Below are 23,107 nucleotides of genomic sequence, written 5' to 3'. Positions count from 1 at the left end.
CCTACCGCGACTTGCCCGAACGCGGCACCCCTACCGCGACCGCCAGTAGTCCCGCCGCCGGATCATGTCCCGGGTGAACCCGGCATCCGGCCCGTAGGCGGTCTGCGCCTCCGCCAGGATGAACTCGTACAACTGCGCCGCCCGCCGCGGGTCGCCGGCCGCGCCCGTCCAGTGCGCGTGCGACGACTTCGCGTCCAGCGTGATCGCGGCGATCTCGGACAGCGTCGCCCGGCAGTCCGCCACCACCGCGTGCAGCTGGTAGGACGCCGCCCCCGGGTCCCCGGCCAGCCCCGTCCACAGCGCGAGTTCCGTGCGGACCGCGAGCGTGGCGGGCGCGGTCGGCCCGACCGTCGCCGAGTACTCGGTGACCAGCGACTGGAGCAGCTCCGCCGCGTGCCCCGGGTTGCCGCCGTGGCCGGTCCACAGCGCATGTTCGCCGCGCATGAGGAAGGTGTGCGGATGCGCCGCGCCGAGGGCCTGCGTGAGGTGGTGCACCGCCTGCTGCGCCTGGTCGCGGGCCATCGCGTGCCAGCCGAGGCGGCCCAGCGCGTGGATGTTGCCGAGCTGGGCGAAGACCGCCAGCGTGTGGTGGGCGCCGAACCGGCCCGACACTTCCTGGTACAGCTGGTGGAACGCTTTCGCGGCTTCGCGGTGCTGGTTGCGGGACGCGAGCTGGGCGGCCTGGTCGTGGGCCGCGGCGTAGGGACGTTCCTGCGGGGTCAGCGTGTGCACCGCGGAGTCGAGGGCCGCGTAGCGGGCCTGGCGCGGTTCCGGCGGGTTGACCCGGCCCGGCGGCGGGGCGACGACGGGCACGGCGGGCATGGTGCGGTCCGGGTCGCCGTCGCGCGGCTGGGGCGGCGCGGCTTTGAGGAGGCCGGTCGGCGAGGTCGTCCCGGGCGTGGCCGCGCTGCGGAACGCCTGGAGGAATTCCCATGCGGCGGGGCTGAGCCAGCCTTCCGCGCCTTCGTAGGCCATGAGGTCCACGCTGCTGCCGAGTTCGGCGATGATGCCGGAGGTGCTCGGGCGGCGGCGCGGGTCCTGTTCCACACAGCGCGCGATCAGGTCGCGCAGCGTGGCGGGCAGGGTGGGGAGCTGGGGCACGGGCTGGCCGGGGCTGCATCCGGTGGCGGCGTACAGCATGGTGAGGCCGAGGGCGTAGACGTCACTGGCGGTGCTGAGCGCGTGCCAGCCGACGTGCGCCTGTTCGGGGGCCATGTAGCCGGGGGTGCCGATGGCCGTGGTGCCGCCGGTGGTGGTGGCGCGGCCGGGGGCGCCGGTGGCGATGACGCTGCCGACCGCGTAGACCAGGCCGAAGTCGATGACGCGCGGGCCTTGTTCGTCGACGAGGATGTTCGACGGCTTGAGGTCGCGGTGGATGATGCCGACGGTGTGGATCGACTGGAGGGCTTCCGCGGTGCCCGCGGCGAGCCACATGACCGCGCCGGGCGGCAGCGGGCCGCATGTCTCCACGAGGGTCTGGAGCGAGGGCGCGCGCACGTAGTCGGTGGCTATCCAGGGCACCGGGGCGTGCGGGTCGCTGGCCACGACGGCCGCGGTGAACGCGCCGCTGACCCGGGCCGCGGCGGCCGCTTCGTGGGTGAAGCGGGCCCGGAACTCCGGGGTCGCGGCGTGCTCGGGCCGGATGGTCTTGACCGCCACGCGGCGGCCCGCGGGGGAGCGGGCCAGGAACACCTGGCCCATGCCGCCCGCACCCAGCCGGCCGAGCAGCGTGTACGGGCCGACTTGCGCGGGGTCGCCGGGTTCCAGCGGCGTCCAGGCGCGCGGTACCAACGGGTCCACGCCCCCCTCCCCTCCTGCCTGACGATCCGTCGTGCCATCGAGGGCGCATATATCCGGGTTTCCCCGTAGCGGCCGGGGCGGCCGCCCCGAAAGCGCTCCCGAACAGGGAATCTTTCCACACGCGGCGGCCCGCGGAGTGCGCTCGGCGCGCCGGATGGACGGAGCCGGACCGGAGCGGTCCGGGACGGGTGCTTTTGCCGGGTGCGGCGCGCGGCGGACGAACCGGGCGGATGGGGCCCGCGCCGGGCTTGTGCCCGCGTCCGCCGTGCCGCATAGTGCATGATCGAGTCAAGTATTCTGTCGAGGAGCCGCCCCATGACCGCCTACGGAGCCGACACCACCACCGACGAGGTCGTCGCCGGCATCGACCTCACCGGCACCACCGCGGTGGTCACCGGCGCCACCTCCGGGCTCGGCCTGGAGACCGCCCGGGTGCTGTCCGGCGCCGGTGCGCACGTCGTCCTGACCGCGCGCACCGCGGAGAAGGGCGCCGAAGCGGTCGCCGCGGTCGCCGCCGCCGCGGAGCCCGGGAAGCCCGCCGGATCCGTCGAGGCCGGCGTGCTCGACCTCACCTCCCTCGCCTCGGTCCGCGCGTTCGCCGCCTGGGTGACCGAACGCCACCCGGAGATCGGGCTGCTGGTCAACAACGCGGGCGTCATGGCCACCCCGTTCGAGCGCACCGCCGACGGCTTCGAGCTGCAGTTCGGCACGAACCACCTCGGCCACTTCCTGCTCACGAACCTGCTCGCGCCCGCGCTGCTGCGCGCCGCACCCGCGCGTGTCGTCAACCTCAGCTCAGGCGGCCACGTGGCGAGCGACATCCTGTGGGACGACCCGAACTTCGCGGAGACCGAGTACCACCCGTGGAAGGCCTACGGGCAGTCCAAGACGGCCAACATCCTCTTCACCGTCGAACTCGACCGCCGCCTCGCCGACCGCGGCGTCCGCTCCTACGCCGTCCACCCCGGCATGATCCGCACCAACCTCGGCCGGTACATGACCCGCGAGCAGGGCGGCGACCTGCAGAGCAAGATCAGCCGCGCCGGCGTGCCCGCGATGAAGAGCGTTCCGCAGGGCGCCGCGACCCAGGTCTGGGCCGCCACCGCGCCCGAACTCGCCGCGCAGGGCGGGGTATACGCGGAGGACTGCGCGGTCAGCAGCGGCCACGCGGCGTGGGCCCGCGACCCGGAGTCGGCGGCCCGGCTGTGGACGCTGTCCGAAGACCTCGTCGGCGAGAAGTTCCCCGCCGCCTGACCGGCGGACCACCGAAACCGCGCACCGGCGCGCGGCGGAAAAACGCGCAAAGGAAACAACGGGAAACGGGCCCGCAGACGGGGGGAATGTCTGCGGGCCCGTCCCATGCCGGCCGCGCGCTGGGGGGAGGTGCGCGCTCTGCCGGTCCTCCCGCGACCGGCTTGCGCCGTCGGCGGGGGTCGGACACCGGCCGTGCGGCCGGTATGTCGATCCTACGCACTCCACGATGCCCGACGCCCCACCCCCGCCGCCGGGAGACCTGCGGATTCGGCGCCGCATGCGCGATCCGGACAGCCCCGCGCGCGAATTCCCGACGGGGGCGACCGGATGGGATCGCCTGCGATCGGGCTTGGCCGCAATCTGGCCGCATCCGTGACTTCAGGCCACCTCGCCGCCGCCGGCCCGCCCATCGCGGATTGGCCCAGTCCACTCGCGGCCGATTGGCCCTTGGATCATGGTGACGCCCTCCGCAGACTGGAGAAGACCGAGAACGGACCCCGCGAAACCCGCGCGGCTCTCGCCCGTTCCCGGTCGGTTTCCGGGGAGGTGCCAGTCGTGGAGTACGTTTTTGCCGCAATGGCGGCGCTTTTCTTCGTCGCGCTCGCCGTGCTCGGGCCGCTGTTCGGCGCGGACAGCCGCGACGGCCGCGACTGGCGGCCCATCGGTCCGACGAGGCCTCCGGGGCCACGGCCGCCGGGGCGGATCCGGGCCTTCTGGCGGCGCCAAGTCCGCTTGTGGGAACGGGTCTTGACCGCGCATCAGCCGTGGCGCGGGCAAGGCGATCCACTGCGCTGGCGGCGCGACGGCGACCGGTGGATCCTCGACGGTTCCACCGCACCCGCGGACGACGCCGGGCCGGTATCCGATGCCGGTGCGCTATCCGGCAATGCATTCGACAACCGCGTCGACGACGGGGAAGACTTGCGGCGCATCGGGTCCTGACGGGACCCGGTCCACAATCCCTGTCCGGTGGCCGCCGTTCGACCAACCAACCCCTGTCGGTCGGTGGCTGCCGGGCAGGCTTTCTTCCGCCCCGGTGCGAACTCCCGGGCATCACCCGGGAATCTCACGGGAATCTCACGGCGATCTCCGCGCGCAGCCTCTCGCGGTGGCGCGCGCACGGCGCTACCATCCGCGCGTACGACCGACCGGACACCCGTGAGCTGCGACGACGTCCGGTTCCGGACGCAGCCCACGGGGGTCCCGCACAGTATGGTCGAACGTCTTCGTCACCGTTTCCCGTTCGGCGGCGCACGGCCGCGGCCGCGCGCCGGAGCGCGCCCCGGCGCGGTGCTCCTGGCCGCCGCGCTGGTCGCCCTGAGCGCGCCCGCGGCCGCCGCCCCGGCCGCCCACCGCGCGGCCGGCGAACCCGCGCACCCGGCCCGCCTGACGGCCACCGTCACGACCCAGCACGAAGTCACCGTCACGCAGTCCGGCACGGTGCCGATCCCGGCGGACGCCACCTCGGTGTCGGTCACCCTCTACGGCGCGGCCACCGTCGCCGGCCCCGGCGCGACGGCCACCGGCACCGCCCGCATCGCCGCCGACACGCCGATCAAGCCCGGCGGCAGCGTGACCGTGATGCTCGACCAGATATCCACGTCCTTCGGCGGCACCGCCTTGACCCCGTGGCTGTCCGCGCCCGCGGGCGGCTCGCCGGGGTCCTTCCCGGCCGACCGCAACGTCTTCCCCGACGGCAACGTCGTCATGGGCGGCGGCAGCGGCGCCCCTCGTGCCGTCCTCGTGTTCAGCGTGCCCGCGGGCGACATCGGCGACCTGCCGACCGGCGTCGACTTCGGCAGCACCCCGGTGCCGTCCACGGTCAACCGCAACGTGCCGGTGTCCAGCAGCGGCGCGGCACCGCTCACGCTGACATCCATGACCGCGTCGCCGCCGTTCGCCGTCGAGAACACCCAGACCAGCTGCCGGCTCAACACTCCGCTCCAGCCCGGCACCAAGTGCAGCGTCAACGTCACGCTCACCGTCGGCCAGCGCGGCCCCGTCACCGGGACGCTCACCTTCGCCGGGAACTTCCCCGGCGGCACCCGCAGCGTGCCGCTCACCGCGGCCGGCGTCACCATCCCCGGCGCACCGTCCGCACCGACCGCGACCGCGGGCGACGGCGAAGCCGTGCTGTCCTGGATGCCGCCCGCCGACAACGGCGGCTCCGACCTCACCGGCTTCCAGATCTACCGCACCGGCGGCACCGCGCAGCCGACCCCGATGCTCATCACCACGGTGACCGCCGCCACGCTCGTCTACACCGACACCGGGCTGACCCAGGGCACCGCGTACACGTACGTGGTGCGCGCGGTCAACGCCGTCGGCACCTCGCCCGAATCGCCCGCCGTCACCGCCACGCCCAGCGCCGGGCTGAAGATCGCCTCCGGGGCACTGCCGCAAGGCACCGCCGGACAGCCGTACAGCATGAAGATCCAGGCGCTCGGCGGCACCGAGCCGTACCGGTTCAGCGCGGACGGGCTGCCGCCCGGGATCCTCCTCGACCCGCTCACCGGCGAAATGTCCGGCACCCCCACCGACGCCGGGTCGACGTCCGTCACCATCACGGTCAACGACAGCGCCCTCCCGGCCGCGGAGGCCAAGGTCCAACTGACCCTGACCGTGCAGTCCGCCGCGCCCGCCGCCCCGGCAGGCGGCGGAACCGGGCCGCAGGCCGCGCGCGCCCCGTCCTCCGACGGCGGCTCGGGCGGGATCGGCGGCGCCGTGTGGCTGTGGGCGCTCCTCGGCGTGGCCGGGCTGGCCGCGGCGATCGTCGCCGTGCGGCGGCTGCGGCGGAAACGGGCCTGAGGCAGGGGCGGGCGGGGACGTTCCGGGCGGGATTCCCGCCAGGTGCCCGGCACGTACTAGCCTCGGGTCTTTGGGATCTTTGCCCGCCCTTCCCGCACGAGGAGCCACCCCGATGCCCCTGCCCTCACCCGGGCAGCAGCCTTCCGGCGCGCCCGCGCCGGATCCGGCGACCACGCCGACCGCGCCGCGGCCGGCCCCGGCCGCCCCCGCCGCGGATGCCGCCGCACACGTCAAGCAGCGCGAGATCGACGCCGAGCAGCGGCACGTCGACCGCGCCTACGAGCGGCTCGACGCCATGCGCGGCGAAGCGCAGGCCCTCATGCGCGAGGGCTACAAGCAAGCCCAGGTCGGCACCATGGGCTCGCTCGTGGAACGCGACACCATGGTCTTCCGCGCCGAACTGTGGGCGCGCACCCTGGACGCCGCCGACGACGGCCTCGTCTTCGGGCGCCTCGACCTGCACACCGGCGACGTGTGGCACATCGGCCGCGTCGGCGTCCGCGACGCGGACAGCGAGATCCTCGTCGTCGACTGGCGGGCCCCCGCCGCCGAGTCCTTCTACCAGGCCACCCCGGAGGACCCGCGGCAGGTCGTGCGCCGCCGCGTCCTGCACTGCCGCGGCCACAAGGTCGTCGACGTCGAAGACGACCTCCTCGACCCGGAGAACGCCCCCGACGACCTGGTCGTGGTCGGCGACGGCGCGTTCCTCGCCGCGCTCAGCCGCACCCGCGACGGCAGCATGCGCGACATCGTCGCCACCATCCAGCAGGAGCAGGACGACGCGATCCGCGCCCCCGCCGACGGCTCGGTGATCGTCCGCGGCGGCCCCGGCACCGGCAAAACCGCCGTCGCCCTGCACCGCGTCGCCTACCTGCTGTTCCGGCACCGCCAGCGGTTCGGCTCGCGCGGCGTCCTCGTGGTCGGCCCCAACCCGCGCTTCACCGCCTACATCGAACGCGTCCTCCCGTCGCTCGGCGAAGGCGGCGCCGTCCTGCACTCCCTCGGCGACCTCGTCGACGGCACCACAGCGAACCACCACGACAGCGCGGCCGTAGCCCGGCTCAAGGGCGCCACCGCGATGGTGCCGCTGCTGCGCCGCGCCGTCGACGACACGCCTGCGGGTGCACCGCGCGAACTGCGGATCCGGCACCGCGGCACCGAGGTCGTCCTGGACGCGCGCACCCTCCGCGGCATCCGCCGCGACCTGCTGCACCGCGCCCGGCGCGGCCCCAACTCGCAGCGCGTCGCCGCGGCCAAGGCCGTGCTGGCCGCGCTGTGGGAACGCCTCGCGTCGCGCGGCGCGGGCCGCGGCGAGAAGGAGGCGTTCCTCGAAGACGTCGCCGCCCGCGACGAGTTCGCGGTGTTCCTGGACACCTGGTGGCCGCTGGTGAAGCCGCTGGACATCCTCCGCGGCCTCGCCGACCCGGCACGCCTGGACCGGGCGGCCCGCGGCCGACTCGGCCGCGAGCAGATCGAGCTGCTGTCCGCGTCGTGGCGGCACACCGCGGCCACCGGCGACGTGTCGTTCCTCGACGTCGCGCTGATGGACGAACTCGACGGCCTGGTAGGCCCGTTGCCGCGGCCCCGGCCGAAGATCGCGGGAGTGCCGGAGGAGGACAACCCGTACATCGTCGACGGCTACGACATCTTCACCGGCGAGGCGGTCCGCGCCGCGGCGCCGGCCGACGAGATCCGCGAAGTGACCACGTACGCGGACCGCATGGCCCGCGCGGGCCGGACCCGCGACGAGGCGGAGGAGCCCGCCGAGTACGCGCACATCGTCGTCGACGAAGCGCAGGACCTGGCCCCGATGCAGTGGCGCATGCTCAAGCGCCGCGGCCGGCACGCCACGTGGACGATCGTCGAGGACCCGGCGCAGAGCGCGTGGGAAGACCTCGGGGCGTCGGCGGCGGCGATGTCGGACGCGCTGGGGGAGCGGCGCCGCCACGAGTTCGTGCTCACCACGAACTACCGCAACCCGGCGGAGATCGCCCGGGTCGCGGCGCGGGTGCTGGAGCGTGCGGTGCCGGGTGCCACGCCGGCGCGCGCGGTGCGGACCGGCGGCGAACCGCCGCGGCTGGTCGCCACGGGCCCCGGCGGCATGCCGGACGCGGTCCGCGCGGCGGTGACCGGGCTTCTCGACGAGGTCGAGGGCACGGTCGGCGTGGTCGCGCCGGTCGGCGGAACGGCCCCGTACGCGGCGGCGCTTGCCGGGTTCCCGGCGCGCGTGCAGGTGATGGACGCGCTGGACGCCAAGGGCCTGGAGTTCGACGCCGCGGTCATCGCCGACCCGCGGGAAATCGCCGAACAGGCCCCGAGCGGCCTGCGCACGCTGTACGTCGCGTTGACGCGGGCCACCCGGAGCCTGGTGGTGGTGACGGAGGACCAGGACTGGGCGGCGGATCTGATGGGGGTCGAACCGGCGCGGGCCTGATCGTGTGGGGCCGTTCGCGGCCCTGCACTTACTTGAGCTTGGCGGTGAGCTTGCCCTGGTTGGCGTCCGCGACCATGCACTGCAGGGTGCGGTCGTTGTCCATCATCCAGGACGACGACGACGGGTAGATGTAGCTGTAGCTGTACTTGTTCGGGTTCGTCTGGCGCTCGATGATCGGCGTCAGCAGGGTCTTGCACTTGTCGTCGATGTCGTCCTTGAACGTGAGCGACATCGGGCTCATGGAGTCCGGCAGCGTGTAGATCGCGCCGGCCTCTTCGTCGTGCGGGCTGCTGCACGACACCTTGGTCGTCTTCTCGCCCTCGTAGTTGACGCAGTCGCCGACCTTCAGCTCGATGCGCTTCACCGAGTCGGAGATGTCGGAGGAGCCGGTCGCGGTGGGGTTGCCCGTCGGCTTCTTCGTCGAGGTCGACTTGCCGGTCGGGCTCGCCGTGGACTTGCCGGTCGCATCGTCGGACGCCGAGGCCGAGGGGGAGCTGCTCGACGACGCGTTCGACTTCTTGTCGTCCTTGCCGAGGCAGCCGGTCAGGGCCGTCATGGCAATGATCCCGGAGGCCGCCGCGGCGGTCACGCGCAGAGCGGAAACGCGGGTGGAACGGAAAGAACGCATGGGGGGACGAAAACCTCTCGTGGTCAGTGGGACGGGATGAGTCTGCACCATCGCCACGGCACGAGAATGAGGGAGTCCGCGCTTGACTTGCGCGCCCCCTGTGTGGGACAGGCTCCCCACCTGTCTCCGCATCACCAAGCGTTTTGTATCACAACCTTGGTGACGAAGTATCAGTTCTGTACCGGAACTTTGCCCGGAGAACCAACCGCCCGCCAACCGGGTGTTCGGGTGGCGGGCGGTGCCGCCGCGGTCAGCCGTCCGAGGACGAGGACGGCCGCAACGCGGCCAACTGCTGCGCGAACGGGATCAGCTCCGGTTCGGTGCGCTGCGCCGGCAGCCGGTGCGCCAGCAGCGCCGTGAGGTCGTCGGCGGCGCGGGCGATCCGGGTGTCGAGCCCGTCGGTGCCGCCCCAGTCCTCCGAGGCGGCGTACACGGACGTCGGCACCACAACCGCGTGCAGGTAGGTGAACAGCGGCCGCACCGCATGCTCCAACGCCAGCGAGTGGCGGGGAGTTCCGCCGGTGGCGCCGATCAGCACGGGCTTGCCGGTCAGCGTGTCCGGTTCGACCAGGTCGAAGAACGACTTGAAGAGGCCGGAATAGGACGCGTTGAAGATCGGCGTGACGGCGATGAGCGCGTCCGCGGACGCCACCGCGTCCAGGGCCTCGCGCAGGTTCGCCGGCGGGAAGCCGGTGACCAGGTGCTTGGCGATGTCCGTGGCGTACTCGCGCAGTTCGAGCACCCGGACCTCGGCGTCCGGGACGCCCGCCGCGACCGCCGCCGCGAGGCGGTCGGTCAGCAGGCGGGTCGACGACGGAACGCTCAGGCCGGCGGTCACCGCGACGATGCGGGTCATGCGGTCACCTCCACGGTCTCGGTCGCGGTCCCGGTCCGAGCGGCGGGGCCGTCGGCGACGCGCGCGGCGTGCGTCGGGGCGTCCGGCACGTCCGCCGGGCGGCCCTTCGCGAACTCCTCGCGCAGCACCGGTATGACCTCCTCGCCGAGCAGGTCGAGCTGCTCCAGCACGGTCTTGAGCGGCAGTCCCGCGTGGTCGACGAGGAACAGCTGGCGCTGGTAGTCGCCGAAGGTCTCGCGGAAGCCCAGCGTCTTGTCGACGACCTCCTGCGGGCTGCCGACGGTCAGCGGGGTCTCCTCGGTGAACTCCTCGAGCGACGGGCCGTGCCCGTACACCGGCGCGTTGTCGAAGTACGGGCGGAACTCGCGCACCGCGTCCTGCGAGTTCTTGCGCAGGAACACCTGCCCGCCGAGCCCCACGATCGCCTGCTCGGCCGTGCCGTGCCCGTAGTGCGCGTAGCGGGTGCGGTACAGCTCGATCAGCCGCTGGAAGTGCTCCTTCGGCCAGAAGATGTTGTTCGCGAAGAACCCGTCCCCGTAGTAGGCGGCCTGCTCGGCGATCTCCGGCGAGCGGATCGAGCCGTGCCACACGAACGGCGGGGTGTCGTCCAGCGGCCGCGGGGTCGAGGTGAACGCCTGGAGCGGGCTGCGGAAGCGGCCCTGCCAGTCGACGTTCTCCTCGCGCCACAGCTGGTGCAGCAGCGCATAGTTCTCGATCGCCAGCGGGATGCCCATGCGGATGTCCTGACCGAACCACGGGTACACCGGGCCGGTGTTGCCGCGGCCGAGCATCAGGTCGACGCGGCCGTCCGCGAGGTGCTGGAGCATCGCGAAGTCCTCGGCGATCTTCACCGGGTCGTTCGTGGTGATCAGCGTCGTGGACGTGGACAGCAGCAGCTTCGACGTGCGCGCCGCGATCCAGCCGAGCATGGTCGTCGGCGACGACGGCACGAACGGCGGGTTGTGGTGCTCGCCGGTCGCGAACACGTCCAGCCCGACCTCTTCCGCTTTCAGTGCGATCGCGACCATCGCCTTGATGCGCTCGTGCTCGGTCGGCGTACGTCCGGTGGTCGGGTCCGGCGTGACGTCGCCGACGCTGAAGATCCCGAACTGCATGCCGCTCATGGCCGACTCCCTCTCCTGGCTAATGGTTGAATCGTAAACCATCGGCTACAAGGGAGTCGGCCACGGGGTTATTCCCCGCCTCGGAGCGGTGCCTTGTGTGGGCCTCCGACCTGCGGAAACGGGCTCAGTAGCGGGTGCCCTCCGGGGCCGGGAGCGCGTCCAGCTCCGCCAGATCTTCGTCACTCAGCGTGAGGTCTCCCGCCGCGGCGTTGTCGACCAGGTACTTCGGCGTCTTCGTGCCGGGGATCGGGATCACGTACGCGCCCTGCGCCCGCACCCACGCGAGCGCGACCTGCGCGGGCGTCGCGCCCGCCCGGTCGGCGATCGCCCGCACCGCCGCCACGATCGCCTGGTTCGCGGCGATCGTCTCGGCCTGGAACCGCGGCATCGTCCGCCGCCAGTCGCCCGCCGGAAGATCGTCCACGCTCGCCATCGTGCCGGTCAGGAACCCGCGGCCGAGCGGCGAGAACGGCAGGAACGCGATGCCGTGCGCCTCGCAGTACGGCACCACATCCGCCAGCGCGTCCCGCGTCCACAGCGACAGCTCGGACTGCACCGACGCCACCGGATGCACCGCCTGCGCCCGTTCGATCTGCTCGACCGTCACCTCCGACAGGCCGATCGCCCGCGCCTTGCCCGCCTGCACGGCCTCCGCCAGCGCGCCCCACGTCTCCTCGATCGGCACCTTCGTGTCGACCCGGTGCAGCTGGTACAGGTCGACGTGGTCGGTGCGCAGCCGCCGCAGGCTCTCGTCGATCGACCGCCGGACGTGCTCCGGCCGCCCGTTCAGCTTCATCCCCGACATGCTCGACGTCAGGCCCTGCGGCCCCAGCTCCAAGCCGACCTTGGTGGCCAGCACCACGCGGTCCCGCAGGCCCTCCAGGCCGCGGCCGACGAGTTCCTCGTTGGTGTACGGCCCGTACACGTCCGCCGTGTCGATCAGCGTCACACCCAGCTCGACCGCCCGGTGCAGCACCGCCACCGACGTCGCATCGTCCCGTCCGTCCGGATCGTACGCGTGTGTCATCCCCATGCAGCCCAGCCCGATCACGCCGACCTCGGGACCCGCTGCACCCAGTGTGGTGGTCTTCATGACACCCCTGCCTACCGCATCGGGGCACACTCCGCCCGCAATATCATCGGCGCGGGAACCGGCCGCGGGCGCGGCGCGCACGCGGATAGGCGGCCATGAACGACGACACGGTGTACGTGGGCAACGCGGGGCACGACGCCCCCCTCGACCGCGGCTGGCTCTTGGGCCACTTCAAAGACCCCGGCGACCCGCGGCACAGCAGCGACGTCGAGATCAAATGGGGCACCCACCCGCCGGGCGACCGGCGCGCGCAATGGGCCACCGGCGAAGTCCGCACCGCGCTGCTCGTCCTGATCAGCGGCCGCTTCCGCATCGAACTCCCGGACCGCACCGTGGTGCTGAGCCGCCAAGGCGACTATGTGGTGTGGGGCAAAGGCGTCGACCACTCGTGGGTCGCCGAGGAGGAATCCGTCGTCCTCACCGTCCGCTGGCCGTCGATCTCCGGGTGGCGCGTCGACTGAGGCAGGCACGGGTGCGCCGCCGCCCCGGCCGGCGGCACACCCGCGCGTTTCCTCACCCGGCCGGCGCGGGCTCCGGCGCCGGTGCGGGGGGCCTGGGCCCGGCCGCGGCCCGGCACAGGTCCCGCAGCGGTGCCGCGACCGTCTCCGGACGCTCCGTCAGCACCATGTGCCCGCAGCCGGGTTCGATGTCCAGTTCGGCGTGCGCCAACTCCGCCGCGAGCCGCTTGCTGTGCCCGACCGGCGTCAGCTTGTCGCGCTCCCCGACCACGATCCGCACCGGGACCGACGCCAACGCACCGAGCCTGCCCGCCTTGTCGTGCGCCGCCAGTGCGGGGAAGTACCCGCACAGCGCCTCGACCGACGTGTTGTAGACCATCCACGCACACGACTGCACCACCGCGTCGTCCGCGTTCTTCCCGAACAACCCGCGCCGCGTCGCCCGCACATGCGCCTTCGTCTGCGGACCCGGCAGCAGCTTCCGGCCCCGCGCGAACACCTGCGGACGCTGCTCGCCCAACGCGAAGAACCGCAGCAGCGCCCGGCTGCGCAGCCGGGCGCCCCACCGGAAATGCGGCGCCACCGGGACGAGGTCGCCCGCCGAGGTGGCGCACAGCAGGACGCCGCGCACCCGGTCCCCGGCCTCGAACAGCTCGGGGCGGGCGGCCGCGAGCGCCATGATCGTCATGCCGCCCATGGAATGCCCGCCGAGCACGATCGGCCCGGTCGGCACCGTCGCCTCGATCAACTCCGCGAGGTCCTCGCCGAGCCGGTCGATCGAGAACGGCCGCTCCAGGCCCGCCGTGGAACGCCCGTGGCCGCGCTGGTCGTAGGTCACCACCCGTACTCCGGCATCGGCCAGCGCCTGCGCGGGCACCGCCCAGGAACCGTGCGTCAGCGTCCAGCCGTGCGCGAGCACGACGGTGAGGCCGGCGTCGGCGGGCCCGTACTCGACGACGTGCAGGGCGGCGCCGTCGCGGAGGAGGACGGTGTGGAGACGGCGCGCGGGGAGGACCGGGCGGGGGGAGGGGACGGGGCCGGATCGGGCCGACGGGACGCTTCGCGCCGCAGCCGGTTCCGCGGTGCCGCTCGCCGGTGCCGGGTCGCCGGAGTCGTCCGGCGCCACCGTCGCCGAGCCGCCGACGGCGCGCTTCGGGACGGGCCGGGCTTTGGGGGTGCGCGGCTTGCGGGCGGCCTTCGCGGTCGGGCGTACGGCCGGGGCGGCCGGCTCCTGTACCACCGCCTCCGGCCCGGCGTTCCTCGTGTCCGGCGGCGGTGCCGCGTCCCGCGGTTCCTCCGCCGGTTCGGCCGTCGCGGATATCTCGCTCATGGGGCTCCTCGTGCGGGAGACGTCGGTCAGGTGGCGGAAGGTGCGGCCGGGGGCTGCTTGGCCGCGGCCGGCGCGGCGGGTGCGGCGGGTGCGACCGGGAGCGAGCGGCCCGCGAACAGGCGTACCAGCGGCTCGAGCCCGGCGCCGAGGACGCGCTGGCCGAGGTCGATCGCGGTGGCGTCCGGGCCGACGAAGACCCGGGAGCGGTTGTGCCGGACCCCGCGCAGGATGATCCGCGCGGCGCGCTCCGGCGACGTGGTGGCGAGCTTCTTGTCGAAGTGGTCGGCGATCTCGCCCTGCGGCAGACCCTTCGCGACGCGGGCGCTGCGGGCGATGTTCGTCTTGATGCCGCCCGGGTGCACGGTGGTGACGCGCACGCCGCTCTTCGACAGGGCCATTTCCTGGCGCAGCGATTCGGTGAAGCCGCGGACCGCGTACTTCGCCGCGCAATACGCGCTCTGCGTCGGGATGCCCATCAGCCCGAACACGCTGGAAATGTTGACCAGGTGGGCCTCGCGGGCGCGCCGCAGGTGCGGCAGGAAGGCCTTCGTGCCGTAGGCCACGCCCCAGAAGTTGATGCCCATCAGCCATTCGAAGTCCTCCCACTCCATCTCCTCGACGGAAGCGGTGAGGGCGACGCCCGCGTTGTTGAAGACGAGGTTGACGGTGCCGAAGTGGGCGGCGGTCTCGTCCGCCCACGCCTGCACCGCGTGCCGGTCGGCGACGTCGAGCCGGGTCGCCGTGGTCTCGCTCGCCCCGAGCTTCAGCGCGTGCGCGGCGGTCTCCGCCACGGCTGCCTCGTTGATGTCGGACAGTGCCAACCGGGCTCCGTAGCGGGAGAGTTCGTACGCGAGGGCGCGTCCGATGCCCGATCCCGCCCCGGTGATCGCGGCGACTCGTCCGGCGAAGTCCTGCACTTTCGGCTCCTAGGTTCGGCTCTTCCGGGTCAGCGTCGGGCAGCGGCCGGTTCGGGCAGCTGGTCCCAGGTCCGCGCCCGGTGTCCGGCGGGCGAGAACCTGCGGTTCATGCGCATGAACTTCCACACGAAGTCCGGCCACAGCGTGGTGTTCTTGCCGGTGCGCCGATCCAGGTACCAGCTGACGCAGCCGCCCGTCGTCCACACCGTGCCGGACATTTTGTCCTGCAGCCGCGCGTTGTACGCGTCCTGGGCGGCGCGCGTCACCTCGACGTCGGCGATGTCGTTGCGGTCCATCTGCACGATCGCGTCCACCGCGTAGCGGATCTGCGCCTCGATGACCAGCGTCATGGAGGTGTGCCCGAGCCCGGAATTGGGGCCGATGACGAAGAACAGGTTCGGGAAGCCCGCGACCATGGCGGCCTGGTGTGCGGCCATGCCGTCCTTCCACGCGTCCGCGAGCAGGACCCCGTCGCGGCCGGTGATGGCGTGCGACATCGGCATGTCGGTCGCCTCGAAGCCGGTGCCGAGGATGATCGCATCGCACGGCCGTTCGACGCCGTCGGTCGTGACGATCGAGTGCGCGCGCACTTCGGCGATACCGTCCGTGACGACGTCCACGTTCGGCTTGGCGAGCGCCGGATAGTAGTCGTTGGACAGCAGGATGCGCTTGCAGCCGATCGTGAAGTCGGGCGTGACCTTGGCCCGCAGCTCCGGGTCCGGCACGCCGCGCTTGAGGTGCAGGCGGGCGATGGCCTCGACACGTTCGACCAGCTTGGGGTGCTTGCCGTTGAAGCTCAGCCAGAACGTCTCGCGGCCCCAGAACAGCCCCAGCCGCACGGCCTTCTGCACGGGCGGCGCGGCCCGGTAGACGCCGCGCTCCAGCGGCGTGAGCGGGCGGTCGGTCCGCGGCATGATCCACGGCGGCGTCCGCTGGTACAGGTCGAGCTGCCCGACCTCCGGCTGGATCTGCGGCACGAACTGGATCGCGGACGCCCCCGTGCCGATCACCGCGACGCGCTTGCCGCGCAGGTCGAAGCCGTGGTTCCAGTGCGACGAGTGGAACAGCTCGCCGCGGAACTCGGTGGTGAGGCCCTTGATGTCCGGGTAGGCGGGGTCGGCGAGGGGCCCGCCGCCGGCGATGAGGGCGTTGGCCGTCAGCGGTCCGTGGGAGGTCTCGATCTCCCAGTGCGCCGCGGCGTCGTTCCAGCGCGCGTGCCGCACTTCGTGTCGGAAGCGGAGGTGCGGCATCAGCCCGAACTCGCGGGCGCAGCGGCGCAGGTACTCCCAGATCTCGGGCTGCGGGGAGAACGACCTCGTCCAGGTCGGGTTCGGCGCGAAGGAGAACGAGTAGAGGTTCGACGGGACGTCGCACGCCGCGCCCGGGTAGGTGTTGTCGCGCCACGTGCCGCCGACGTCGTCGCCGCGTTCGAGGATGACGAAGTCGTCGACGCCGTACTTCAGCAGCCGGGCGCCGGCGCCGAGGCCGGAGAAGCCGCTGCCGATGACGGCTACGCGGACGTGCGGGACGGGATCGTCCCGGCGTGCGTCGGTCGGGTCGTCCTGGACCTGCGGCGTGGGGGGCTCTGATGTTCGGGGAGGGGGCACGGTCGTCTCCGGCGCGGTGTCGGCCCGCGGGGGCCTGCCTCGGGGTGGTGGGGTGGGGCTGGGACGACCCTAGGAACATTACTGAACAGTAGTCAATAGTTTCGGCGCCAAGTCCGTACACTGTCCGCCATGCCGTCTCCGCGCCGCACCCGCCTGACCCCCGATCAGCGCCGCGCCCAGCTCCTCCTCCTCGGCCGCGACCTCCTCGGCACCCGCACGCTCGACGAATTGTCGATCGACGACCTGGCGGAGAAAGCGGGCATCTCGCGGGGCTTGATGTTCCATTACTTCAAGTCCAAGCAAGGCTTCCACCGGGCCGTGGTGGAAGCCGCATGCGAGGACTTCCTGGCGCGCACGGCACCCGACCCGGCACTCGAACCACTGGCCCGGCTGCACGCGGTGCTGGGGGCCTTCGTCGACTACGTCCTCGACCACCGGGCCACGTACGTCTCCTTGGTCCGCGGCGCGGCCAGCGCCGACGAGACCGTGCGCGACCTGGTGGAAGGGGCTCGGCGTACCCAGGCCGACCGCGTCACCGCGGGTTGCGTCGAACTCGGCCTGGCCGACACCCCGCTGCTGCGCACCGCAGCGCGCGCGTGGGTCGTCTTCGCGGAGGAGTCGGTGGTGGCCTGGCAACAGCCGGACAGCGACCGGGCGGGACTGGCGGAGTTCCTGGAGCGGACGTTGGTGGCGGTGCTGGGGTGTGTGGACGAGGGAGCGCACGTGCTGGGGGGCGGCGGGTGAGGTAGCGGGTGCGGACGTCGGGACCGGTAGGCGGGCGGGCCGTCCACAGGTATGGCGCTTGCGGATTTGGTGGCAGTGAACGGGCTGCTTTGCTTGCGTTGTTGACTCCGTCGTCGTCGGCGGGGTTGGCGACGGCGGTGGAGGCGGGGGAGGGGGACTCCAGCGTGGGGAGGGGGCCCTATGGCTGAGCCCCCACCGCGCGGCTCACTGCCAAACTGCCGGACTGCTCCCCCAGCCGACCGGCCCCGCAGCCCAGTCCGTCGGCCCGCCCTCAAGGTGGAACGGCGGCAGGGCGTAGTCCAGTCGGGCGCCCGCCATCGTTGCCTGGCTCAGGTGGCCCGCCGAGCGCACCCGCCGCGGGAACGCCGGCAGGTGTTCGTCCGGGTCGAAATGCCGGACCAGCCACGCTGCCGTCCGGGCGAGCGCAAGCTCAAGGTGCGTCCCGCGGCCGTCGTGCTGGCGTTCGGTCAGCGCGCGCAGGACGCCGGCGGCGAGCAGGTAGCCCGTGCCGTGGTCGAGGGCTTGGGCGGGGAGCGCGGCCGGGCGCAGGTCGCCGTCCGCTTCGATCGCGGCGATGCCCGTCGGGGCCTGGACCAGGCTGTCGAAGCCGCGGTACTCCGACCACGGGCCCGGGCCCCACGCCGACAGGGTGGCGACGACCAGGCCGGGGTGGCGGGCGAGCAGCGCGTCCGGGTCCAGGCCGAATCGGGTGAGTGCTCCGGGACGGTAGCCGGAGACCACGACGTCGGCGTCGGCGAGGAGTTCGTCGAGGCGGGCCAGGCCGTCGGGGCTCCGCAGGTCGAGCAGGGCCGAGCGTTTGCCGAGGCCCGTGTCGAGGTGCTGGCCCGGCAGTTCGGGCAGGTCCGGGGAGTCGACGCGCAGGACGTCCGCGCCGAGCAGGGCCAGCGTCCGGGTGCCGACCGGGCCGGCGATCACCCGCGTGAAGTCCAGCACGCGGACCCCGGCGGCGGGCAGCAGCGGACCGTCCGAAGGCGTCGGCCCGAGACGGCGCGGAGTCTCCGCGCCGGTCCGTCGCATCGCCACCGGGAGCAGGTCGGCGAGCCCGGCGCCGTGCGGGTGCGCCCGCCACGCGTCGAGCGTACGTGCCGCGAAGGCCAACCCGCCGTGCTCGCGGACCCGCTCCTCGACGTCCGCGACGGGCAGCATGACGAGGCGCTCGGCGACGGCTTCCTCCGGGTCGACCGGCTCGTCCTCGATGCCCAGGGCGGCGAACAGTGCGGCGCGGTGGTGCGGGTAGTTCGCGTGCAGGCGCACCACGCCGTCCGCGCAGGCGAAGAACTTCGACAGCGGGTCCATGCCGCCGACCGGGTTGCCGTCCAGCCGCAGGTGGCGCTCGCTGGTGAAGGCGATCGCGGCGGCCTCGCTGTCCACGGTGACCGCGGCCAGGTCCGGGTGTGATCCGGCGCGGGCCGCGGCCAGTTCGGCACCGGCCAGGCCCGCCGCGGCGGCGACCGCCTGGGCGAACTCGGTGACCGGGAGGCGGGCGGGAAGCGTGTCGGGGCGTCCGGTGAACGCGGCCGAGGCGGTCAGGGCGGGGTCGCCGCCGAGCGACCGCCAGGCTTCCGAGAGCAGTTCGTGCGGAGTGGGGCGCATGGAGCCATCCCACCACCCGGGCGGCCGGGCCGGTGCGCGGGGTGCCTGAGCCGCCTCAGGGCCGGGCGACGGTTTTCTCCAGCAGTTCCTGGAGGGTGCGCTGCTGCTCGGCGGTGAGGCCGGCCAGCGGCGACTCCTGGGTGAGGAGTCCCAGAAGCCGTTCGCGCAGGGCCACGCCGTCGTCGGTGAGGACGAGGAGCTTGGCACGCCGGTCGGTCGGGTGGGGGTGCCGTTCGACCAGGCCCTGCTTCTCGAGTTTGTCGATGACGAACGTGGCGTTGGACGGCTCGCAGCTCATGCGTTCGGCGAGGTCCCGGGTGGTCATCGGACCGGTCAGCTCGCGCAGCGCGGTCGCCTGGGCCGCGGTGAGGCCGAGCGTGACCGCACGTCGGCGTACGTGGTCGGAGATCTGCGCGGCCAGCCCGTTGACCAGGCCGCACAGCTCGCGCTCGGCGATCGCCTGCGCCTGCGGGGGTGTCGTCATGCGCCCAGCCTAGCAAGTCCATCAAGCAAGAATAAGTGCAGCTTGAATAGTTCTAGCTTGATGCATATGGTGGTGCCACCGCCGAGGCAGCGCCCGGCGGCAACCGCCCGCATCCCCTGACGGAACAGGAGCACGACCATGGCGAACACCGTGACCGACGACAACGGCCTGACGCACCGGGGCGAGCGGCTGCGCCGCCCGTCAGGCGTCGCCTCGGTGCAACTCGGCGACACGAAGGTGACCTTCGTCCCGGACGGCGCGATCCAGGGCCGGCCGCGCGCCTGGCTGCCGGACAGCACCGACGAGTTCTGGGCGGCCCACCCCGAATACCTCGACGATTCAGGCCACATGGTCGCGAGCGTCGGCGGCCTCCTCGTGGAGCACGGCGGCCGCGCCCTGCTGATCGACGCGGGGTTCGGCCCGTACGACCTGCCCGCCGATCCGGCGACACCGAACGGGGCCATGCGCGGCGGCACGCTGCCCGCCAACCTCGCCGCACTCGGCCGCACGCCGGACCGGATCGAGGCCGTGGCCTTCAGCCACCTGCACCCCGACCACCTCGGCTGGGCCACGCACCCCGAGCCGGGCGGCGACCGGCCCCTGCTCGCCCAGGCCGAGTACCTCGTGGCCGAGCCCGAGTGGGCCCCATATGCCGATGCCGCGGGCGGAGGCGTTCGCGACGCGAGCATCGAGGCCCTCGCACCACGCGTCCGCACCGTGGCCGACTACGAGGAGATCTTTCCCGGCGTGCGGGTCCGCATCGCCGCCGGACACACCGCCGGACACGCCGAGTTCGTCATCACGGGAGGCGGCAGGCGGCTGATCGCCTTCGGCGACTCCCTGCACTCGCCCGTGCAGGTGGCGCACCCCGACTGGTCGTGCGTCTACGACCACGACCCGGTCCGCGCCGCCGCGCACCGCCACCGCCTCGTCGCCGAGTTGGCGGAGCCCGACACGATCGGCTTCGGCCTGCACTTCGCCGACGTCGTCTTCGGCCGCGTCCGGCGGGACGGGCGGGAGCTGGGCTGGAGGCCGCTGGATGACGAGGGTGCTGTGGATGCCGGGTGACGGCCGACGGCGCCCGGCCCGCGATCTGCCGGGGATTCCTCCGTAAATGTCGCATCCTCACCAGACCTTTACGAAGTCTCCTTCACCCTTTTGCGGCAAGAAGACCGTCGCGTGGCCCGGACGGCCGGACCGCGACGGACACTGGACGAACGGGGCAACCGTCGTGTCGGAGGCGGCGGTTGGCGGCACTACCAGCGTGGGGAGCACGACCATGCGCAAGATCTGGGGCGGCGACGGAGCCGGCGGCCTCGGGGTCAACGACGCCCTCATGAAAGACGCCCGGCTGAGTGCCGCGGCCCGCGGCCTCGCCGTCCATCTGCTGCTCCTGCCCGAGGCCGCGAAGCCGGACCTCGCCCGGTTCGCGGCCCGGCCCGGGGAGTCGGAGGCGACCATCGAGGGCTACCTCGTGGAGCTGGAGTCCGCGGGCTACCTGCGTCGGCGGCGGCTCGCGGGGGAGGGTGGCCGGGCGTACGAGGAAGCGACGGTATACGCCCAGGCTGCCGCGGCGGACGAGCTGCCGGGGCGCGTGGGGCGGGTATTCCGGTGGCCGGTGCCGATGGGGGTGAGAGCGCGGAACGCGGGGTGAGGGTGCGGAGCGCGGGGTGACGGCGGGTCCGGCTGCGGTGTGCGGAGTGTGCGGGGTGCGCCCGGGGTCGGCTGCGGGCGCGCCGGGGCGTGTCCTTCCCCCGAAAGTTACTTGCGGGTAGCATGCCGGGGTGACCAACGACTTCTCCTTCGTCGGCGACGCACTGCGCCAGTCCGTGCCCTTCGTCCGCACCCTCGGCCTCGAGTTCGTCGAGCTGGACCGCGAGCACGCCGTGCTGCGGCTGCCCGACGAGCCCGAGCACCGCAACCACGTGGGCGGCCCGCACGCCGGCGCGATGTTCACCCTCGGCGAGTCCGCCACCGGCGCGGTCGTGATCGCCGCGTTCGGCGACCAGCTCGGCCGCTCGGTGCCGCTGCCGGTGCACGCCGACATGCAGTACCGCAAGATCGCCATGGGCCCGCTCGTCGCCGAAGCCCGCCTCGGGCGTGCCATCGACGACGTGGTCGCCGAACTCGACAAGGGCGAGCGCCCGGAGTTCCCGATCACCGTGGAGATCCGCACCGAGGACGGCACCCCGACCGCGGGGATGACGGTCGTGTGGACGCTCCGGCCGAACCGGGACTGAGTGGCTGCCGAGTCGGGGCGTCGGCAAAGGCCCGAGTCGTCTCCGGATCAGGTCCGGATCAGGTCCGGGTCAGTACCGCCACCGCGTCGCGTCGGCGATCTCGTCCGGCGTCGCGGTGGCGAACAGCGCCGCCTCGGCCCGGCGGACCGCCGCGACCGCCGCGTGCAGGTCGGGCCCGAGCGCGGCGGCGAGCAGCGCGGAACGGTCGAACGCGGTCGCCGCGTCCATCAGCGACGCGGGCAGCCGCTCCGCCCCGGTGTCCGCCGGGTCGGCGGTGACCTCGGCGGGCAGCGTCAGACCGCGGGCGATCCCGTCGAGCCCGGCGGCAACCACCCCGCCGACCGCGAGGTACGGGTTCGCCGCACCGTCGAAGCACTTCACCTCGGCGTTGGCCGCGTGCCCGGTCTCGCCGCGGCTGCCGGTGACCAGCCGTACCGCGGCCTCCCGGTTCTCCCGCCCCCAGCAGCGGAACGCGCCCGCCCAGTGCGACGGGACGAGCCGCAGGTAGCTGCCCGCGGACGGCGTGCCGAGCGCGAGCAGCGCCGGCAGCGCGTCGAGCACCCCGGCGAGGAACGCTTCGCCGTCGCGGGTGAGGCCGTGCGGGCCGGGGCCGCCCTGCATGACGTTCGTCCCGTCCCGCCAGAGACTGACGTGCAGGTGGCCGCCGTTGCCGACCACGCCCGGGGTCACCACCGGGGCGAACGACGGCCGCAGCCCGTGGCGGGCCGAGACCGCGCGGATGGTGTGCCGTACGAGCACCGCCGCGTCGGCCGCCCCGACCGGGTCGGCGGCGGCGACGGAGACCTCGAACTGGCCTGGGGCGTACTCGGGATGGATCTGCAGGACGTCGAGGCCTTGTGTGTCGAGCGCGTTCATCACGTCGCGCAGGTAGTCGGACAGGTCGACCAGGCGCTGCATTCCATAAGCGGGACCGGCGGTGGGGAAGCGGAGTCCGGTGTCGCCGGTCGCCACCACCCACTCGGTCTCGAACCCGGCCCGTAGCGTGAAGCCCTGTGCGGCGGCGGCCTCGGTCATGCGGCGGGCGAACCGGCGCTGGCAGCCGGGGTGGGGCGTGCCGTCCTGCGTCCACCGGTCGGCGGGCGCCCACGCCCAGCCGGGCTGCGCGGTCAGGGCGACGAGCCGCTCCAGGTCGGGCAGCAGCCGGAGGTCGCCGGTGGGGCCGGGGACGTCCGCGCCGTAGGCCATGCCGTCGTCGACGAGGAACACGTCGAAGCACGGAGCGGCACCCACACCCCACGCGGCGACTTTCTCCAACTGCCGCACCGGGAAGGCCTTGACGCGCGCCAGTCCGGCATTGTCCACCCACCCGACAACGACCGAGTCGACCCCGCGCGAGGCCAATGCCGATCCGAGCGCCCGCCCGTCGGCGGCCCGCGCGGCACGGGCATCGGGGGTGAGGGCGGGAGCGTCCAACGGGGGGAAGGGAGTGGGGGAGCGGAGCATGAAGTCATCCTGCCGGGTGGTTGGCCGGGTTGGGCATGCCCTGTTCGAGTGAAGGTGCAGCGTGGTGTGTCGTTCTGCGCGGCTCGGAGGCGCGGGGACTGCCGCGATCCGGATCGGTGCGGCCGCCTAGACGAGTCTTTCCGAACACGTTCAGTGGTCGTAGGCGGTCAGTGAGCGGCTGACCGCCTGGCCGGTGTGGAAGTTGTGCCACACCGCGGCGGTCAGTGCGAGGACTCGCTGAGCCACGCGGAC

General features: G+C 73.2%; 20 protein-coding genes and 1 pseudogene. 9 read left to right on the top strand and 12 right to left on the bottom strand.

Annotation, left to right across the window (positions count from 1 at the left end; genetic code table 11):
* Positions 1 to 30 precede the first annotated feature (30 nt).
* A complete protein-coding gene (locus ABEA93_RS34630; RefSeq protein ID WP_345679887.1) occupies positions 31 to 1,800 on the bottom strand; it encodes a serine/threonine-protein kinase in 1,770 nt (589 codons plus the stop codon).
* A 315-nt stretch (positions 1,801 to 2,115) separates the two neighbouring features.
* Here ABEA93_RS34630 and ABEA93_RS34625 point away from each other — a divergent pair, with 315 nt between their 5' ends.
* The 4 genes from ABEA93_RS34625 to ABEA93_RS34610 all read left to right on the top strand — a co-directional run bounded on the left by ABEA93_RS34625 (position 2,116) and on the right by ABEA93_RS34610 (position 8,296).
* Entirely contained in the window at positions 2,116 to 3,054 is a 939-nt protein-coding gene (locus ABEA93_RS34625) for an SDR family NAD(P)-dependent oxidoreductase (protein ID WP_345679886.1), read from the top strand.
* A gap of 555 nt (positions 3,055 to 3,609) precedes the next feature.
* The gene (locus tag ABEA93_RS34620; protein ID WP_345679885.1) at positions 3,610 to 3,996 is read left to right on the top strand and encodes a hypothetical protein; all 387 of its coding nucleotides are present in this window, start codon (positions 3,610 to 3,612) and stop codon (positions 3,994 to 3,996) included.
* Between the two features lie 270 nt (positions 3,997 to 4,266).
* The gene (locus ABEA93_RS34615) at positions 4,267 to 5,862 is read left to right on the top strand and encodes a fibronectin type III domain-containing protein (protein ID WP_345679884.1); all 1,596 of its coding nucleotides are present in this window, start codon (positions 4,267 to 4,269) and stop codon (positions 5,860 to 5,862) included.
* Positions 5,863 to 5,974: 112 nt separating this feature from the next.
* A complete protein-coding gene (locus tag ABEA93_RS34610; RefSeq protein ID WP_345679883.1) occupies positions 5,975 to 8,296 on the top strand; it encodes a HelD family protein in 2,322 nt (773 codons plus the stop codon).
* Between the two features lie 28 nt (positions 8,297 to 8,324).
* Here the strand turns inward: ABEA93_RS34610 and ABEA93_RS34605 are convergent, their stop codons facing one another.
* The 4 genes from ABEA93_RS34605 to ABEA93_RS34590 form a co-directional block, all read right to left on the bottom strand.
* Complete coding sequence (locus ABEA93_RS34605) at positions 8,325 to 8,924, bottom strand: septum formation family protein (protein ID WP_345679882.1); 600 nt, start codon at positions 8,922 to 8,924, stop codon at positions 8,325 to 8,327.
* A 250-nt stretch (positions 8,925 to 9,174) separates the two neighbouring features.
* The gene (locus ABEA93_RS34600) at positions 9,175 to 9,780 is read right to left on the bottom strand and encodes an FMN reductase (protein WP_345679881.1); all 606 of its coding nucleotides are present in this window, start codon (positions 9,778 to 9,780) and stop codon (positions 9,175 to 9,177) included.
* Positions 9,777 to 10,895, bottom strand: coding sequence for an LLM class flavin-dependent oxidoreductase (locus ABEA93_RS34595; protein WP_345679933.1), 1,119 nt, complete (start codon positions 10,893 to 10,895; stop codon positions 9,777 to 9,779). The genes ABEA93_RS34600 and ABEA93_RS34595 overlap by 4 nt, the downstream gene beginning before the upstream one ends.
* Before the next feature lie 133 nt (positions 10,896 to 11,028).
* On the bottom strand, positions 11,029 to 11,997 hold the full coding sequence (locus ABEA93_RS34590) for an aldo/keto reductase (protein WP_345679880.1): 969 nt from the start codon (positions 11,995 to 11,997) through the stop codon (positions 11,029 to 11,031).
* Positions 11,998 to 12,092: 95 nt separating this feature from the next.
* Here ABEA93_RS34590 and ABEA93_RS34585 point away from each other — a divergent pair, with 95 nt between their 5' ends.
* Entirely contained in the window at positions 12,093 to 12,458 is a 366-nt protein-coding gene (locus ABEA93_RS34585; RefSeq protein ID WP_345679879.1) for a cupin domain-containing protein, read from the top strand.
* Between the two features lie 52 nt (positions 12,459 to 12,510).
* Here ABEA93_RS34585 and ABEA93_RS34580 read toward each other — a convergent pair whose 3' ends face one another.
* The 3 genes from ABEA93_RS34580 to ABEA93_RS34570 are packed head-to-tail and all read right to left on the bottom strand — an operon-like array spanning position 12,511 to position 16,309.
* Complete coding sequence (locus ABEA93_RS34580) at positions 12,511 to 13,785, bottom strand: alpha/beta fold hydrolase (protein WP_345679878.1); 1,275 nt, start codon at positions 13,783 to 13,785, stop codon at positions 12,511 to 12,513.
* A gap of 26 nt (positions 13,786 to 13,811) precedes the next feature.
* Positions 13,812 to 14,702, bottom strand: coding sequence for an SDR family NAD(P)-dependent oxidoreductase (locus ABEA93_RS34575; protein ID WP_345679877.1), 891 nt, complete (start codon positions 14,700 to 14,702; stop codon positions 13,812 to 13,814).
* A 29-nt stretch (positions 14,703 to 14,731) separates the two neighbouring features.
* Complete coding sequence (locus tag ABEA93_RS34570; protein WP_345679876.1) at positions 14,732 to 16,309, bottom strand: flavin-containing monooxygenase; 1,578 nt, start codon at positions 16,307 to 16,309, stop codon at positions 14,732 to 14,734.
* 129 nt (positions 16,310 to 16,438) lie between these two features.
* On the opposite strand from ABEA93_RS34570, the gene ABEA93_RS34565 reads away from it, so the two are divergent.
* Positions 16,439 to 17,053, top strand: a complete 615-nt coding sequence (locus ABEA93_RS34565) for a TetR/AcrR family transcriptional regulator (RefSeq protein WP_345679875.1) — start codon at positions 16,439 to 16,441, stop codon at positions 17,051 to 17,053.
* Positions 17,054 to 17,257: 204 nt separating this feature from the next.
* Here ABEA93_RS34565 and ABEA93_RS34560 read toward each other — a convergent pair whose 3' ends face one another.
* Both ABEA93_RS34560 and ABEA93_RS34555 read right to left on the bottom strand, forming a co-directional pair.
* Positions 17,258 to 18,667, bottom strand: a complete 1,410-nt coding sequence (locus tag ABEA93_RS34560) for a CoA transferase (protein WP_345679874.1) — start codon at positions 18,665 to 18,667, stop codon at positions 17,258 to 17,260.
* Between the two features lie 55 nt (positions 18,668 to 18,722).
* The gene (locus ABEA93_RS34555) at positions 18,723 to 19,151 is read right to left on the bottom strand and encodes a MarR family winged helix-turn-helix transcriptional regulator (protein ID WP_345679873.1); all 429 of its coding nucleotides are present in this window, start codon (positions 19,149 to 19,151) and stop codon (positions 18,723 to 18,725) included.
* Positions 19,152 to 19,289: 138 nt separating this feature from the next.
* Between ABEA93_RS34555 and ABEA93_RS34550 the strand changes: the two genes are divergently transcribed.
* From ABEA93_RS34550 to ABEA93_RS34540, 3 genes are all read left to right on the top strand, one after another.
* Entirely contained in the window at positions 19,290 to 20,219 is a 930-nt protein-coding gene (locus tag ABEA93_RS34550) for an MBL fold metallo-hydrolase (protein WP_345679872.1), read from the top strand.
* Between the two features lie 211 nt (positions 20,220 to 20,430).
* Entirely contained in the window at positions 20,431 to 20,805 is a 375-nt protein-coding gene (locus tag ABEA93_RS34545) for a hypothetical protein (protein WP_345679871.1), read from the top strand.
* 130 nt (positions 20,806 to 20,935) lie between these two features.
* On the top strand, positions 20,936 to 21,391 hold the full coding sequence (locus ABEA93_RS34540) for a DUF4442 domain-containing protein (protein WP_345679870.1): 456 nt from the start codon (positions 20,936 to 20,938) through the stop codon (positions 21,389 to 21,391).
* Between the two features lie 69 nt (positions 21,392 to 21,460).
* Here ABEA93_RS34540 and ABEA93_RS34535 read toward each other — a convergent pair whose 3' ends face one another.
* Positions 21,461 to 22,855 (bottom strand): type I glutamate--ammonia ligase, encoded by a 1,395-nt coding sequence (locus tag ABEA93_RS34535; protein WP_345679869.1) that lies wholly within the window; start codon positions 22,853 to 22,855, stop codon positions 21,461 to 21,463.
* Between the two features lie 150 nt (positions 22,856 to 23,005).
* Positions 23,006 to 23,107, bottom strand: a pseudogene (locus ABEA93_RS34530) (IS982 family transposase); the annotation flags it as partial.

This window comes from Yinghuangia aomiensis, assembly GCF_039542225.1.
GTDB lineage: Bacteria > Actinomycetota > Actinomycetes > Streptomycetales > Streptomycetaceae > Yinghuangia > Yinghuangia aomiensis.
The sequence above is the reverse complement of the archived record's forward strand: the minus strand, read 5'-3'. Positions and strand labels throughout refer to the sequence as shown.